The 15,322-nt window shown below is 70.2% G+C and carries 10 protein-coding genes; all 10 read left to right on the top strand.

The features are described from left to right. Positions 1–290 precede the first annotated feature (290 nt). The 10 genes from ACIP37_RS36515 to ACIP37_RS36470 all read left to right on the top strand — a co-directional run bounded on the left by ACIP37_RS36515 (position 291) and on the right by ACIP37_RS36470 (position 15,310). Positions 291–626, top strand: a complete 336-nt coding sequence (locus ACIP37_RS36515) for a hypothetical protein (protein WP_400845306.1) — start codon at positions 291–293, stop codon at positions 624–626. Between the two features lie 155 nt (positions 627–781). Continuing rightward, positions 782–1,060, top strand: coding sequence for a hypothetical protein (locus ACIP37_RS36510; RefSeq protein ID WP_400812345.1), 279 nt, complete (start codon positions 782–784; stop codon positions 1,058–1,060). 261 nt (positions 1,061–1,321) lie between these two features. Next, entirely contained in the window at positions 1,322–2,107 is a 786-nt protein-coding gene (locus tag ACIP37_RS36505; protein ID WP_400812343.1) for a TnsA-like heteromeric transposase endonuclease subunit, read from the top strand. A gap of 116 nt (positions 2,108–2,223) precedes the next feature. Then, entirely contained in the window at positions 2,224–4,248 is a 2,025-nt protein-coding gene (locus tag ACIP37_RS36500) for a Mu transposase C-terminal domain-containing protein (protein WP_400812341.1), read from the top strand. Beyond that, positions 4,236–5,288 (top strand): ATP-binding protein, encoded by a 1,053-nt coding sequence (locus ACIP37_RS36495; RefSeq protein ID WP_400812339.1) that lies wholly within the window; start codon positions 4,236–4,238, stop codon positions 5,286–5,288. Before ACIP37_RS36500 ends, ACIP37_RS36495 begins: the two co-directional genes overlap by 13 nt. A 179-nt stretch (positions 5,289–5,467) precedes the next feature. Further along, positions 5,468–8,800: a helicase associated domain-containing protein gene (locus ACIP37_RS36490; protein ID WP_400812337.1), complete on the top strand. Its 3,333-nt coding sequence runs from the start codon at positions 5,468–5,470 to the stop codon at positions 8,798–8,800. Then, the gene (locus ACIP37_RS36485; protein WP_400812336.1) at positions 8,787–9,494 is read left to right on the top strand and encodes a hypothetical protein; all 708 of its coding nucleotides are present in this window, start codon (positions 8,787–8,789) and stop codon (positions 9,492–9,494) included. Before ACIP37_RS36490 ends, ACIP37_RS36485 begins: the two co-directional genes overlap by 14 nt. Beyond that, positions 9,494–11,467: an ATP-binding protein gene (locus ACIP37_RS36480; protein ID WP_400812334.1), complete on the top strand. Its 1,974-nt coding sequence runs from the start codon at positions 9,494–9,496 to the stop codon at positions 11,465–11,467. The genes ACIP37_RS36485 and ACIP37_RS36480 overlap by 1 nt, the downstream gene beginning before the upstream one ends. A 34-nt stretch (positions 11,468–11,501) precedes the next feature. Then, the gene (locus tag ACIP37_RS36475; RefSeq protein WP_400812333.1) at positions 11,502–13,589 is read left to right on the top strand and encodes a hypothetical protein; all 2,088 of its coding nucleotides are present in this window, start codon (positions 11,502–11,504) and stop codon (positions 13,587–13,589) included. Positions 13,590–13,750: 161 nt separating this feature from the next. After that, a complete protein-coding gene (locus tag ACIP37_RS36470) occupies positions 13,751–15,310 on the top strand; it encodes a Helicase associated domain protein (RefSeq protein WP_400812331.1) in 1,560 nt (519 codons plus the stop codon). Positions 15,311–15,322: the final 12 nt, after the last annotated feature.

The raw sequence follows: 15,322 nt of genomic DNA, 5'->3' as shown, positions 1-15,322 counted from the left end.
CCAACCGCCTGACCGCCAGTCCCGACAAAATCGGGCAATACCTCCGCCCGAAACCTCTCGCAGCAGCCTAAATCGGTATCGAACACCCTCTCAGAGGATTCGCCGCGCTGAAGCAAACACCCGGCGGGTGATGTGATTCGTCGCCTCACTTTCCTGATGGTCAAGGCCAGTTGATTTTTTGGGCTTAAGGAGTGAAATCATCGCAAAACGCGCAAAGAGGCGTCCGCACTGAGCGATAGCAAGCGTATTCCCCGGGACTATGACACAAAGTCTCACACTGAGGAGAAATTGTGATCAAGAAAATGGCGGTCGTCGCGGCCGCTGTCACCGGTCTCGTGCTCACGAACGCGGGTTGGGCTGTCGCCAGCTCAGGCGGCGATCACGGGCACGGCGGAAACTCCGGAATCGCCTGCGTCGTCGGCGACGACGCAGGATTCTCCAACAACTGCGGCAACACGTACGTCTACGCCCCCAGCGTTCTGGGCAACCTGCTCAGCCTGCTCTCGCCTCCCCCCACTGGTGGTGGCGGTGGCAACAATGGCGGTGGCAACAACGGCGGTGGCAACAACGGCGGTGGCAACAACGGCGGTGGCAACAGCGGTGGCAACAGCGGTGGCAACAGCTGACCCGGCCCCGCCCTGGCATGTTCTGCCTTGGCCTCCCCTGGACCGGTGAGCAATCGGGTTAGGGTGCTCAGGCCATCGGCCCCAGCGCCAGCCCTCCGTCGATGGGCCGCCGCTGGGGCCGGCTGCTGCCGACTTCGCGTCCTCGCCGAGCTTCGATGTCCAGGGCCCAGGGCCCAGGGCCCAGGTCACACGATCACAGACTTCAACCAGTACCCGGACCGCCCCCCTGGCTGACCATCCGCCAGCCCGGTGGCCGCCTGACCTGGTTCGACGGCGATATCGCCACCACCCGCGAGTGGAGCCGTACGGTCCGCGCGCACCGCACTCTGCCGCTGATCACCGGCCCGTTCACCAGCGTCCTCGACTTCCAGTCCGCCACCACAGGCCGGTTGTTCCTCCTCCCCACCCCGCTCCGGGTCGCCGACGGCACCTGAGATCATCCCTATTCGATTCCTGACCTGGGCAGATGCCGCCCGGATGAATGAAAACAGGCTCTGACCGAGCTCGGGATGCGCTGGGAGTAGACCGGGCGGCGGGTCGTACAGAGGGCTGGCCAGACAAGTAGTCCTGGACTTAGCTGCCTCTGCTATCGAGTTGGTGACTTCTCAGCAGAAGTCTCTAGCGCATGGTTAGGGGCTTGTCAGGGATACGGGGGTTCTGGACTGTGAGGCTGCGGCCTGTGGGACATCTGGAGGATGGATGCGGCAGGCGAGGACTCGATGGTGCTCGCGGGCGAGCGGGATCCGGTCAGCAACGGCGGCCCGGCCTTGGTCGAGGCGCGGATCGTCGGCTCGGGCTCAGCGCTCCAGCGCATGCCCTGGGCCCGGGCGGCGCACGAGGTCGTGTTGGAGGAGTTGGCGTCGGTGCGGGCCTTCCCTGTGCAACGCGGGCGCCGGATTGCCCCTGGGTGGTGGTGGTCGGCGTCGACCGGGCGCCTGGTGCACTACGGCTTCGGCGCGATGCGTACCCAGGTCATGTTGCTGGACCATGATCCGCAGGTGGTCGCGCTGGCATGCAGCCCGGTGGAGCTGGCGTGGTTGGGCGAGGATGATGCCGTTGCCGTGCACGCGCCGCACTTGATGGCACGGCTGCGGGACGGTAGCGGTCTGCTGGTCGACTGTGTAGGCAGTGGGGGCGTCCCCACTCGCCTGGCAGACCGGGCTGCTGCGATGGCTTCCGCGGCCCGGGCCGTCGGCTGGGACTATCGCATCACGCGGCCTCCTGACCCGGTGCTCGCGGCCAACGTCCGGTGGTTGTCGGGCTACCGGCATCCGCGCCACGGTGGCAGGACTGCGGTGGAGCGGGTCGCTGGCCTCTTTGCTCAACCACGCCCGCTCGTCGAGGGTGTGCGGGAGCTCGGGGAGCCCATCGCGGCATGGCCCGTGGTCTTCCATGCCTTGTGGAGCGGGGTGATCAGCGCTCCCCTGGATCACCCGCTGCACGAGCGGACTGTGGCCACTACGACAGTGGCGGCGGGATGACCGGCGCCGTTCTCGTAGTGGGAGACCGGGTTCGGTGGGACGGACGTGCCTGGACGCTCACTGCGCTTGAGGGTGCCCGCGCGCGCCTGCTCGGGGAGGCGGGTGCTATCGCCACAGTGCTGCTGTCCCACCTGCTGGCCGACCCCGGCTTCCAGGTTGTCGGCAGCCCGCCGCAGGTGACCGTGGCACCAACCGGGCTACTTGAGGCGCTTCCCGAGCAGGTGCGTGCGCAGGCCTTGGCCTGGGAGCGGCATGTGCGGGAGATCGAATCGGGCGCGGCAGTCCCCGGCGGGGTGCCGCGGGCGGGGTACGACCCGGCGGTGACCACGTTGGCGCAGCGCGAGGTGGCCAAGGCCGCAGAGCTGACGGCGAGCGGGGCGGCTACGAGTGTGACGACGGTGCGCCGGATGCGGGCGCGGTACCGGGCCCAGGGGGTGTGGGGGTTGGTGGACCGGCGCACCACGCGCCCGTCGTCTGCGGTGGGGCGGGCTGATCAGCGGGTCGTGGAGGGGGTGGCGGCGGTGCTGGGGCGGCAGCGGGATCGGTCGACGGGGACGCTGACGCGGTTGCGTGACCAGGTCCGCTGGCACTTGGAGGAGGTGCATGGTCCCGGGGTGGTGGCGGTGCCGCCTGTGTCGACGTTCAACCGGTTGGTGCATGCGCTGGCCGATGGCCAGGGGCTGCTGGGCAGTGCGGCGCAGCGGCGTGCGCACGGCTCGCGGCCGGCGGCGCCGTTCGGGTCGACGGTTGCGCTGCGGCCCGGTGAGTTGGTGATGATGGACAGCACTCTGCTGGATGTCGTGGCGGTGCTGGCGGATGGGGTGACGGGCCGTCCGGAGTTGACGATCGCGCTTGATGTGGCGACGCGGTCGGTGTGTGCGGCGGTGCTGCGGCCTTCGGGTACCGGTTCGGTGGACGCGGCGGTGCTGTTGGCGGAGATGGTCGCGCCGATGCGGATGCGTCCGGGCTGGGATGCCGCCTTGGCGCTGCAGCGCTCGGTGGTCCCTTACGAGCGGCTGCTGGGTCTGGACGAGCGGCTCCGGGGGGCGGCGGCGCGGCCGGTGATCGTGCCCGAGACGGTGGTCGTCGATCAGGGTGCGGTGTTCGTGTCCTCCTCATTTCTGGGTGCGTGCGAGAGTCTGGGGGTCTCACTGCAGCCGGTCCCGCCTGCGAACGGGCCTGCGAAGGGGGCAGTGGAGCGGACGTTCCGGTCGATCAACCACCGGTTCTGTCAGTACGTCGCCGGCTATACCGGGCCGAGCGCCGTCGAGCGCGGGCGCCGGGTGCAGGACGAGGCCCGGTGGACGTTGCCACAGTTGCAGGAACTCTTCGACGAGTGGCTGGTGTGCGGGTGGCACGCGCGCAAGCATGCCGCTCTGCCGCACCCGATGCTTCCGCACCTGTCGCTGTCGCCCATCGAGATGTGGGGGGCGCTGGTGGGTATCGCCGGCTACGTCGCGCTGCCCCTGGCGTGGGAGAACCACATCGAGCTGCTGCCGGTGCGCTGGCAGTCCGTCAGCGACTACGGCATCCGCTTCGACTACCGCACCTACGACAGTGCCGTTCTGAACGGGCACCGGCGCAGCCGCACCTCTGCTGGAGCGGCCGTCCAGTTGGAGGTCCACCACAACCCCTACGATCCGGCGCGGATCTGGGTGCGGCTGCCGGGGGGCTTCGAGGAGGTGCCCTGGATCCATGCCGCCCAGGTGGGCATGCCGTTCACGGACTCCACCTGGCGCCACATCGTCAGCACGGTGGCGCGCACCACCGACCGCGACGCTCACGAAGTGGCACTGGCCCGGGCTTTGGACGGGCTGCTGCGGCGCGCCGGGGCAGGCACCGGCAGCAGACGTGAACGCAGCGTCGCGGCCCACGCGGCGGCTGCGGCCTCCCTGTCCCTGGGCAGCCTGGTGTCACCAGCAGCCAGTGCTACGACTGGCGACGCCTTGGAGCAGCAGAGCGGCGAAGGCCTCGCTGGCGAGGGCGCGCAGCGGTTCCCGGGCCCCGACGAACTGGCCGATTGCGGGTTCGACGAAGGGGAGAGCGGCGAGGACGAGCAGGACTGCGCTCCCGATCCCGGGCCTGAGCGCCCCTCCCGTGTGCTGAACCCCTATCAGGAGGCCCAGCAGTGGCTGCACTGATTCCCCTCTCCGGCCAGGGCCGGGACGACGCTTTCGACCCCGTGAGCACCTGGGTGGGCTGGCAGCGCTACGTCGACAGCGCCTGCGGTGATCAGTTGGCCGACGACAGCAGCTGGAGCCGGGAGCAGCGGTTGGACTACCACTCCGAGTTCGTCGTGGTGGGTACTCCGGCGATGAAGCGGATCTCGCTGGAGCTGCAGACGACGCTGCTCGTCAACCGGAGCCACCGGGGCACGGCACGGCGGGGCCTGATCGTCTCCGGGCTGCCCAGTACCGGCAAGACCACCACGCTGATGGAGCTGGGGCGGATCTTCGAACTCACCGACCGGCGCAGGCACCCTGGGGTCAAGGACCGGCTGCCGGTGGCGTTCGTCTCCGTCCCGCCCGCCTCGACTCCCAAGATGCTGGTCAGCGAGTTCGCCCGGTTCCTGGGCGTGCCCGTGCTGAACCGGATGAACCAGGCCCAGATCACCGACTTGGTCTGCGCGACCCTGGGAGAGCTGCGGACCCAGTTGGTCCTGGTCGATGACATCCACCTGCTGGACACCCGCACCCGCTCCGGCGCCGAGACCTCCGACCAGATCAAACACCTGGGCGAACGTATCGCCGCGACGTTCATCTACGCCGGCGTCGACGTCGACGCCTCCCCGCTGTTGGTCGGCCCCCGCGGACAGCAGCTCGCCGGGCGCTTCAAGCTCCTGCGCCACGACCCGCTGCCGCACGGCACCGCCGAGCAGCGGCAGACGTGGCTCGAGCTGGTCACCGACCTGGAGAGCGCGCTGCGCCTGCGGCACCACCGCCAGGGGGTACTGGCTGGGCTCGCCCCTTACCTGCACCGGCGCACCGGCGGAGTGACCGGCAGCCTGTCCCACCTCATCCGGGAGGCAGCCATCACCAGCATCGCGGACAACACCGAGTGCATCACCAGGAAGCTCATGGACGGCATCGAGCTCGACATCCGTGCCCAGCAGCAACTCCTCGCCCCTGACCTGGCCCCGGCCCGGCGCAGGTCTTCTGGAGGAGGGACGAGAAACCGATAGCCGACCGGCACGGAGTTGCTGGCACAGGGAGCCGGGGCAGGCCGCCCTGTTCCGGTGCCCGCGGCTGCCTGGTACGACCCCTACGAGAGCGGAGCGGTACTGCTGTGGTCAAGGAGATGGGCGGCGCGCCTTCCTCGCTGCTGTTCCCGACGGCGCCGTGCGCCGTCGGGGTGCGACCCATGAGCCGGGAGACGACCATGTCCTTCGTGCAGCGGCTGGCCGCCCGCCTGCACACCACCGCCCAGGACCTGATCGCGGAGTTCTTCGCCTCCGGCAACCGCCGCCCCATGTCGTCCTTCCCACGAGGCGGCGGCGAGGTGTACTTCAACACCGAGGCCCGCGCGCGTCTCGCCGCCCTGACGCAGGTGCCGGCCACACACCTGGAGCGGGCACTGCCCGCCTGGTCGCAGCTCGAACCAGCCGGGCGCCACGACGCCGGACCGGCCCTCACCTTCTACAGCGCCAGCTCCATCGCACCGACCGCCACCGCCTGCGCGCGGTGCACCGCCGCTCGCACCGGGCGGACCGAACCCGCGCGTCTGTACACCGCCGCCCATCAGCGTGTGTGCCGCCGCCACGCGGCCTGGCTGACGGATCCGCACGATGCGGCCGTGGGCGGGGGCGGGCTCAGCTTGGTGGGGCTGCCCGAGATCGCCGCCGCCCACCGCCGCCACGCCACCTGGCAGCGTCGCCGTCCCGGCCTCGCCGACGCCTTTCCGCTCGCCCAGGCCATCACCGCGACCTGGTGGGACGCCGCCTGGCCCCAGGAGAAACGCTGGCCCCAGCTGGGCGAGGCCCTGGCCCGCGCCAACCCTCACGCGGACATCCCCGAGCGCACCGCCCGCGCCGTCGCCACCTACCCCGACAGTGTCGCCCTGGCCGGCCTGCTGGCCAGCGGCTTCTGGCAGCAGCAGATCCGGGCCCAGAAGCACAAGCCCCACACTCCGGCCGACTCCCCCGACTTCACCGGCGAACTGGCGGCCCGCCTGCGACGGCCCTGGCTGGTCCAGGCCCTGGCCGACGAGTCCTCCGGTCCGCTGACCGCCTGGCTCCACAACTGCTGGCGCCCACGCCCCGCCCGAAAGGGCAGGCCCGGAAGCCTGTGGTGGGTCGCCCCCGCCTACCGCGCCCCCTCCACCGCACCCGCGCGCCGCACCGCGCCGCACTCCTCGACAGCCCCCGCAGCCGGGGGCAGCACGAACCCTGTCGCGGAAGACGACACCACCGTGCGGGGCTTCGCCCGCGGCTACGCGCTCGCCGAAGCCTTCGCCCAGGAGCACGGACACCTGTCCATCCCCTACCGGCACCGCCGCGACGGCTTCCAACTCGGGCTGTGGCTGTCCAACCAGCGCGCCTACGGCCCCCGCCTGCCACCGGAGCGCAGCCGCGCGCTGGCCGCCCTGGACCCCTGGTGGAATCCGCCCTGGAGCACCCAGTGGCAGCGCATCTACCAGCGCGCACACCGGCAGGTACAGGCCGGCACCCTGATCGACCCCGGGCAGGGCTTCGACGCGTTCAGCGAGAACATGGGCAGCTGGCTGTTCGACCAGTGTCTGAGGTACCAGGACCTGCACCCCCAGCAACGCGCTCTGCTGGCCCGGATCGGCATCACCTCGAACAGCGCCGAAGCCGCCCGGCGGCGCCAGCGCAGCGTGGAGGACTCCCAGAGCGAAGGACTCGCACACGCCGGCGGCTACGCGGCGAACACCGGGCACCTGTGCGCGTACCCCGAGGACACCCATGACGGTTTCCCCATCGGCCAGTGGCTCTCCAATCAGCGCAGCCGCACCCGGGCCGGGACCGAGGCCGCGGGTATCGCCGACAGGCTCGCCGCCCTGGATCCGTGGTGGGCCGCGCCGTGGCCCACCAACTGGCAGCGCAGCTGCTACACGGTGGGCACTCTGGTGCGCGCTGGCCAGGCCCTTGACCCCGCCAACGCGTTCACCGGCTTCGATGACGCGGTGGGCCAGTGGCTGTTCACCCAGTGCGCCACCTACCAGGACCTCGCTCCCGGACAGCAACAGCAGCTCTCTGCTTTGGGGCTGACCGCCGAGGTCGCGGCGACCGCTCGGCCGAACCCCGCCACGCGCGTCCCGAGCCTGGAGACCGGGCTGTACTACGCCCGCTCCTACGCCCACCGGCACGGCGGCCTCGACATCGCGCCCCGCGCCCGCCACGACGGATTCCCGCTGGGCACCTGGCTCGCACGCCAACGCCACTACGCCGACACCCGCGCCGCGGCCTCCACCACGCCCTGGCCCGGCGCGGCGCTCCTGGCAGCGCTGGACCCCTGGTGGAACCCGCCCTGGGGCGCGGACTGGAACAAGAGCTACCGCGCCGCGCGCGACCAGGCCGCAGGCGACCTGGGCCTCGACCCCGAACACGGGTTCCCCGACACTCCCGATTGGACCGGACGGTGGCTCCACGCCCAGTACCTGGCCTATCCCGGTCTGCACCCCGAGCAGCACCGGCTGCTGGCGCTGCTCGGCATCACCGCCGAACGTGCCCGGGTCGCCAAGCCGCGGCGCACCACCCAGCAGGAGTCCTTCAACACCGGCCTGGACCACGCCCGCGCCCAGGTCCGGCGCCACGGCCACCTCACACCGTCCAGCACCACTCGCATCGACGGCTACCCGATCGGCAGTTGGCTGGCCACGCAGCGCGAGAGAGCCGCCGCCGGCCGGCTGCCCGCCGACCGCACCGCCGCCCTGGCCGCCCTCGATCCCTGCTGGAACCCGCCCTGGCGTGTGCGCTGGCAGACCACCTTCCACGCCGTCAAAACCGAGACTGCGGGCCTTGTCCTCGATCCCGCCCAGGGCTTCGCCGGCCTGCCCGCCAGTGTCACCCGGTGGCTGTTCACCCAGTGCGCCGCCTACCGCACCCTCCACCAAGGCCAGCAGCAGCAACTCGCCGGCCTCGGCATCACCGCGCAGCACGCCGACGCCCTGCGCCCGCAGCACGAACCCCGCCCACGCACCGGCCCCGGAGCGGAACGGCCCCGACCCGCCACCATCCCCTCCGGCATCGACGCCGGCCTGCCCTACGCCCGCGCCTACGCCCACCAGCACGGCGGCCTGGGAGACGCGCACTACGAGGTCGAACACGACGGCTTCCCCCTCGGCTGGTGGCTGAACGGGCAACGCAAACGCGCCAACGCCCACGTTCGACGCACCGGCCGACCCTGGCCCCACCAGGCAGCCATGACCGCCCTCGACCCCTGGTGGAACCCGCCCTGGCGAGCCAGCTGGCAACACACCTACACCCGCATCCGCATCCACCCCGACCCTGCCGCACTCCTCCCCCACCAACAGCGATGGATCACCCAGCAACTCACCAACTGGCACAACCTCCACCCCGACCAACAAGCACTCCTCACCAACCTCGGTCTCACACCCGCCGAGAAGGGCTATCGGCGCCTCAATCGAGGTGAGCCGCAGCCAAGAGAGAAGCGGTCTGCACTGTGTACGTATCCAGATACGCTTCGCTACGCTGACGCAGGTGGATCACGATGAGGCTGCCGCCCAAAGGGACGAGGGGCCGGTGACAAGCCGGGAGCAGGACGCCGTGCGGGTGCTGCTTCTTATGGACGGTGCATGCGAGCTGGCAAACAGTGCGGACCTGGACGATTCTCGGCTGCAGAGCGCGGTGGGGGTGGTCCGTTCCCAGGTCCGGCTTCAGAAGCTGGACTTCTGGCTGCGCAACCCGGACTACCTGGCTGACGAGTTGCTCAACGACTACGAGACCAGCGCCGAGGAGCCACTGCTCGATCACGCGGCCAGGATCTTGGACTCCGAGGAGCCGGAGGTACGCCGCTACCCGATGCTGCGGCACCACTTCGGAGCCTATGAGCCGCTCGACGACGCGTTGGCGGTACTGCGCAGCGCCGGCCTGATCGCAGTTCGCCGCCGCGGCACGGTCAACCGGATCCGCCAGCACGACTACTTCCTGCTTGAGCAGGGACGGGCAGTGGCGCGCGACATCGTCGGGCAGGCACCGGAATTCGCGTACTACGTCGAACGGGTCCGCCTGGTGATCGACCTGGCGGATGGGTTGGGGGGAAGCGGTTTGAAGGCACGACAGTATCTGCAGCGTGAGTACGCGCAGGCAGAGCGCGGGAAGCGAATCGGTTCGGTCAGCGCGCGAGCCCGCGCGCGGCTGACCGAGTTCCGAAGCCAGGCGGCCGCGGCCGGTGCGGGGGCGGTGTGATGGAGACAGAGGCATCGCTGGAGTCACGGATCGCGGCCCTAGCCGAGGCGACCGAGGATGAGGTCCGCAATGTGTTCGCGACCTACGGTCTGCCGCTGGTCAGTACGCCAGCGCGGCCCAGGGCTCTTCGGCTGCGGCGGCTTCGGGTCGCAGGGCTGCGTACGGGAGCAGTCGCCCCGGGGAGTTTCGATTCCACCATCAGGTTCAACGATGGCGTGACCGCGCTGGTGGCCCCCAACCTCCGGGGCAAGACCAGCGTCTTGGAACTGGTGACGTGGTGTCTGCGCGGGGCCCCGCGGGAGCTTCAGACGGGGGTGCGGCATTGGTTGAGTTTCCTGGATCTCGATGCCGTGGTGGCGGGGCAGCCACTGGGGTTCCGCCTCGATCTCGAGGACGGGGAGATCGTCTCGGCACTCGTACTAGCGGGCCCCGACGTAGACCGCCTGGCTGACACGCGCCTGCCCATCCCTGGGGACGGTATCGTCCCGCTCCTGCGTGCCTCGCGCTCGGCCAGCTTCACTGAGCAGGTCCAGGCACTGATGATGGACCGGCTGGATCTGCAGCCGCTCGTCAACAGCGTCAAGGGCACCTCCACGCAGTCGCACGGGTGGCCGGCCTACTACGGAGCCCTCTACCTGCCGGCTGGCGGCGACAAGGTTCTGCTCGGGGACCAGTCGATCGCAGGCTTGCCGGGACGACTGCTGCAGGTGTTCCTCGACCTGCCCGCAACAGCGGCCCTGGCCCGGGTCAAGACGGCGCAGGATCTGCGCGCCACCGAGGAGCGCTCCAAGTGGGCGGCCGCGGACACGTTCGCTCAGTCCGTGCGTGAGCAGCGCGAACACGCGCAGACCAGGCTCAGTGAGGCGCGTGCACGGCTGACTGCTCTCAGCTCTGCGGCCGGCGGCCCCAAGGCGTCGCTGTCGGAGTTGGCCGCCCGTTCCGTCGTGTTGGCCAACGGCGTCGCCGACAAGCAGGAGCGGTGGGAGGAGCTGATGGCCGCTCACCGGCAGGCGCGTGCCGCCCGGCAGCGAGATGCCAAGCTCCTCAACGATGTCAGTGAGAGCGCCGTGGCCAGGCGGCTGTTCCACGGGCTGGACCCCACCGCGTGCCCCAGATGCGACAAGGACATCGAGGAGGAGAGACGGCAACGCGAGCGCAGCGTGCACGCGTGCGCGGTGTGCGACCGACCGGTCGAGGCAGGCGGTGACGAGGCTCCCGAGGACGTCATCACCGAGGCCAAGGAGCGGCTGGCAGCCAGCAGCGACGCGGAGAAGGCGGCCAGGGATGCGCTTGAGGACGCGGAGGCTGCGCTGGGGAAGCTCACCGAGGAGCTGACGTCCATTCAAGGCCAGCTGCGTGCAGCTGAGTCCGCAGCTCAGCTGCCTGCGCTGGTAGAGGCCCGTGAGGACGTGCTGCGTTGGGAGGGGGCGCTCAGCGTCCTGCCCGAGGCGACCCTGGCCGCGGTGCGCCAGGAGAGCTCGACCGTGAAGATCCTGAAGTCCGGGGCGAAGGTTCTCGAGGAAGACAGCCGCAGCAGCGGCAGCACACTGTTCGCGGCGCTGAACCAGGAGATCACCGAGCTGGGTCACCGGTTCGGCATCGTGTCACTGGAGGCCGTCGAAATCGACCGTGCGGGGCGACTGAAGGTCATCAAGGACGGCACGTCCCAGGACTGGTTCAGCAAGCAGAGCGCCGGGGAGCGGCTTCGGCTCCGGATCGCGGTCGTCATCGCACTGCTGCGGGTCGGAGCCGCGCACGGCGTCTCCACCCACCCCGGGCTGGTACTGATCGACAGCCCCAAGGCCGAAGAAGTCCAGGATCTCGACGCGCTCACCTTGCTCAAGGAGCTGGCCGCGGTCGCCGAGGAGAACGCGCTGCAGATCGTCGTCACCACTGCGGACCCCGTACTGGCCCACGAGGTACTGCCAGAGCACAGCATCGTCGAGGCCACGGACGGACACCCGTTGTGGTAGCCGCCGGTCGAGCGGTCGGGGAAGGAAACGGGCCATGACCGCCACACTCGCAGACCGGCTGGGTGAACTGGCCACGCAGGGAACGCCCATCACCTTCACCGCCCTCGCCGTCCCCAGCGAAGTCGTCGCCGCCGAGGCCGGACCGACCGCGGCCGGCCCCATGGCCCCACTTCTCGCCGAGGCGATCGTGGACGCCTTCGAACGCGCGGACACCCCGTGGACCGACGCGGCGGCCGCGTTCCCTCAGGCACTGGCCGGCCAGGTCAGCTTCCTGCACCTGACCACCACCTTGCAGACTCTGCTGAGCAGCCCCGCAGCCGCCGGGGCGTGGGCCAAACCGTTGAACACCACGCTGCTGGCAGACCTGCCGACAGCCGTACAGACCACTCCGCTGGTGGCAGCCGCCCGTCTGGAAGGTGCCGTGCGTCTCGCCGCTTCCCAAGCCGTCTCCCCCTACCGGGTACGGGAGGCGCTGGACGAACTCCCCTTGGACGGCCCGGAGGACTTCCTCGAGCGGATGCCCCGCCTGTTGGGAGTGGCGCTGGATTGTTGGTCCGACCAGGAGCCCGTCGCAGGGACTGTCCGCGGGCTGCTACGGCGGCTGGCGGATGACGAAGCCACCGACGCGGACGCCTGGTTCGAGCTGGGCTGCGACCACTTGCGCACCGCCTTGTCCAGCACCGACCTTGACCAGGTCGCCCTCCAGATCGCACAGGCGCGGAAGCTCTTCGCGAACACCGCCGCCACCATCGAGGCCCGCCAGGACGCCGAGGCCTACACCGCGCTCTGCGACGCACTGCTCGGTTTCACGGCAGGCAGCGCCGCCCAGGTCGCCCAGGCAGCAGACGCCCTGGACCGTGCCCTGGATCAGCAAGCGGCATGGCTCCGCGGCACCCACCAGGCACCCTGGCTGCAGCCGCGCCGCGCCGCCGAAGCCGCATGGAGCCACCTGCTGATCCAACTGCGCTCTGCGAGCGAGTTGCTGGAGCAGCCGGTGTGGATGAGTGCCTGGAGGGCCCTGGACTGTGTGCTCGACGCCTACCGGGCGGCGCGCACCGTGCGGCCTGTCGGCACGGGTGACGACCTGACCGGCCTGGCCGCCTTGATCGAACCGGCGATCGAGGACGGCTTCCTGCGGCAGCACAGCCTCTTGGCCGTGCTCCGGCACGCGGCCGGCCACCCCTTGGAACACCCCTCCGCCAGCCTGGACACCGCTACCGCCGCCGCCGTCCTTGCCCGCATCGACGCACGCACAACCCGCACCCCAAGCTCCGGTGACTCACACGAAGCCGAGGAAGCGGACGAGGAGCCCCCCGGAGGGGATCAGGCCCGGCTGCACCGCCTCGCCCCGGTCTTCACCATGACCCTGGGCCCCCAGGAGGCCGCACGGATCGGCGCGCAGCTCGACGACCAGGCGCTGGCCGCCGTCGAAGCGCTCGCCTACACCCACGACGTCGCCCGCCTGCAGGCCACCGACCCGGTGGTGATCCCCACCCTGGACCGCATCCTGCAACAGCTCTCCGCACACCCGCACTTCACCGGCGAGGTACGGACGACCTTCACCGCACTGGTCACCCAGACGCTGCTGTTCCTCAAGAGCCGCACCGACATGACCCGCAGCAATCTGTTCGGGCCCGGTAAGAAAGTCCCCGGCAGCAAGAAGAGCGAGCCACCGTACGACTACCGTCGGAAGCCGGAACCCGGACAGCGCGAGCCCTTGGAGGGCGACCTGCAGCGGGACTTCCACGGATGGCTGCAATCAGGGCCGTTGCACAACACCGTTCAGGTCGAGTCCGTCGACATCGGTATGGGCCGGGCCGATGTCCTCGTGCACTTCGGTGCCCTTCGCTACCTGACCGAGATCAAGAAGGACGACACCGACAACACGCGCGAGTACCTCGAGAACCATTACCTCAAGCAAGCCTCCGAATACACCAATACCAACGCGCCTTTCGGGCAGCTCCTCGTCCTGGACCTGACCGCGAAGACCACCGGCACCCGCCGTCTGGAGGAGTTGACCTGGACCACCACCCACCGCCCCGACGGTGCGCTTATCGATCGCGCCGTCGTCGCCGGGATCGTCTCAGGCAAACGCGTCACCCCCGCTGACTACTCACGCTGAAACCCAGCAACGCAACAGCCGCATACCCGTACCCAGTACAACTGAGCAGCAACCAAGAAACCTGATCACCCGGTCTGACCTGCAACTCTCCTGCCGAAACAGCACGCCCCAGACCCACCCCTCCCGCTCGGCTACCTGAACAATCCAGCTCAGCCCGCTCAATGCTGATCACAACCATCGAGCGCGGACAGCAGGACCCGGCGCTGCACCCGGACCCGGCGCTGATCGGTACGACGTGGCTGGAGGCCGAGCACACCTCCGCCCAGCGCCGAGCGGTCCTGGGCACGTTCGCCTCCCTGGTCAAGGACAACGGGTGGCGGCTGCTGCGGTACATCCTCGCCTCGGTCAAGGTGCTCTCCGAAGGCGTGGACACCTTCGACTGCGACGCCGTCTACTTCGCCGACGTGCGCGGCTCCATGGTCGACCTGGTCCAAGCCATCGGCCGGGCCCTGCGGATGAAGCCGGGCAGCGGCAAGGTCGCCACCATCGTGGTGCCCGTCCTGCTCGGTGCCGGCGAGAACGGCAGCCAGCTGCTGACCTCCCGGGCCTACGACGGCCTGTCCAAGCTGCTGATGGCGCTGCGCGCACACGACGCGGCCGCCGTCGAGCGCCTGGCCATGCCCCAGTCCGAGACCCGCCCGGCGCGCGAGCCGAAGCACGCCGGGGAACCGGACGCGCTCCGGTCCGCCGGCGGGGAGGCGCAGTTGCTCCAGTTCTCCACTCAGCGCGACCCGGCGGTGATCGCGGCGTTCGTGCGGACCCGGGTGCTGGAGCCGGAGCGGGAGGAGTTCCGGCGGGGCCTGGAGGAGTTGCTCGCCTACCGGGAGAAGTTCGGCGACGTGAAGGTGCCGTACGCCTACCGGGCGCCGTCCGGGCACCGGCTGGGAGTGTGGGTGGCCGACCAGCGCCGCTACAAGGCCGCCGACGTCCTGGACCCGGAGCGCATCAAGGAGCTGGACGAGCTCGGCATGATCTGGTCCGCGTTCGACACCGCCTTCACCGACAACCTGACCGCGGTCGCCGGGTACGCGGCCGAACACGGCCACGCTTGCCCCCCAGCCGACGCCGTCTGGGGCGGGCGCCCCGTCGGGACCATCATGAAGAACCTGCGCACCGCCCAGCGGCGCACCGAAGCGCTCCAGCGCCGGACGGAAGCCGGCGAGGAAAGTCTGGACTGGACCGGCGCGCTGAGCGCCGACCGCAAGGCCGCACTCGACGCGATCGACCCGGCCTGGTGCCCCACCGGGTGGCCGGTGGACTGGCACCGCCCCTTCACCCTGTCCTGGCGCCACGTGAAGGACGGCGGCACGCTCGCCGGGGCCGAGCCGGGAAGCGTCGTCGTCCAGGGCGAGGACCTGGCCGGGTGGGGCCGCGCCCAACAGAACGGCTGGGACAAGCTCGCCCCCGCCCAGCAGTGGGCGCTGGAGCACGTCCTCGGAATCGGGCCGCTGCCCGCCGAGCAGAAGCCGGCGGGGAAGGTGAGCCACGCGGAGAAAGAGGCTCGGAACCTCGCCGCTGCCACCCAGTACCGCGAGCGCGAGGGGCACCTGAACGTCCCCCGCAAGCACAAGGAGCCCCTGGTCCTGGACGACGGCACCGACGACGGCACCACCGTGCAGATCAGCCTGGGCCTGTTCATCGCCAACAGCCGCAGCAGGCGCGCCGACATCCCCGCCGAACGCGCCGCCCGGCTCACCGAACTCGGGATGCGCTGGGAGTAGCCGGACGCCGAC

Source organism: Kitasatospora sp. NPDC088861 (genome assembly GCF_044750105.1).
Taxonomy (GTDB): domain Bacteria; phylum Actinomycetota; class Actinomycetes; order Streptomycetales; family Streptomycetaceae; genus Kitasatospora.
Note: the sequence above shows the minus strand (reverse complement) of the source record. Positions and strands in the feature narration are given on the sequence as shown.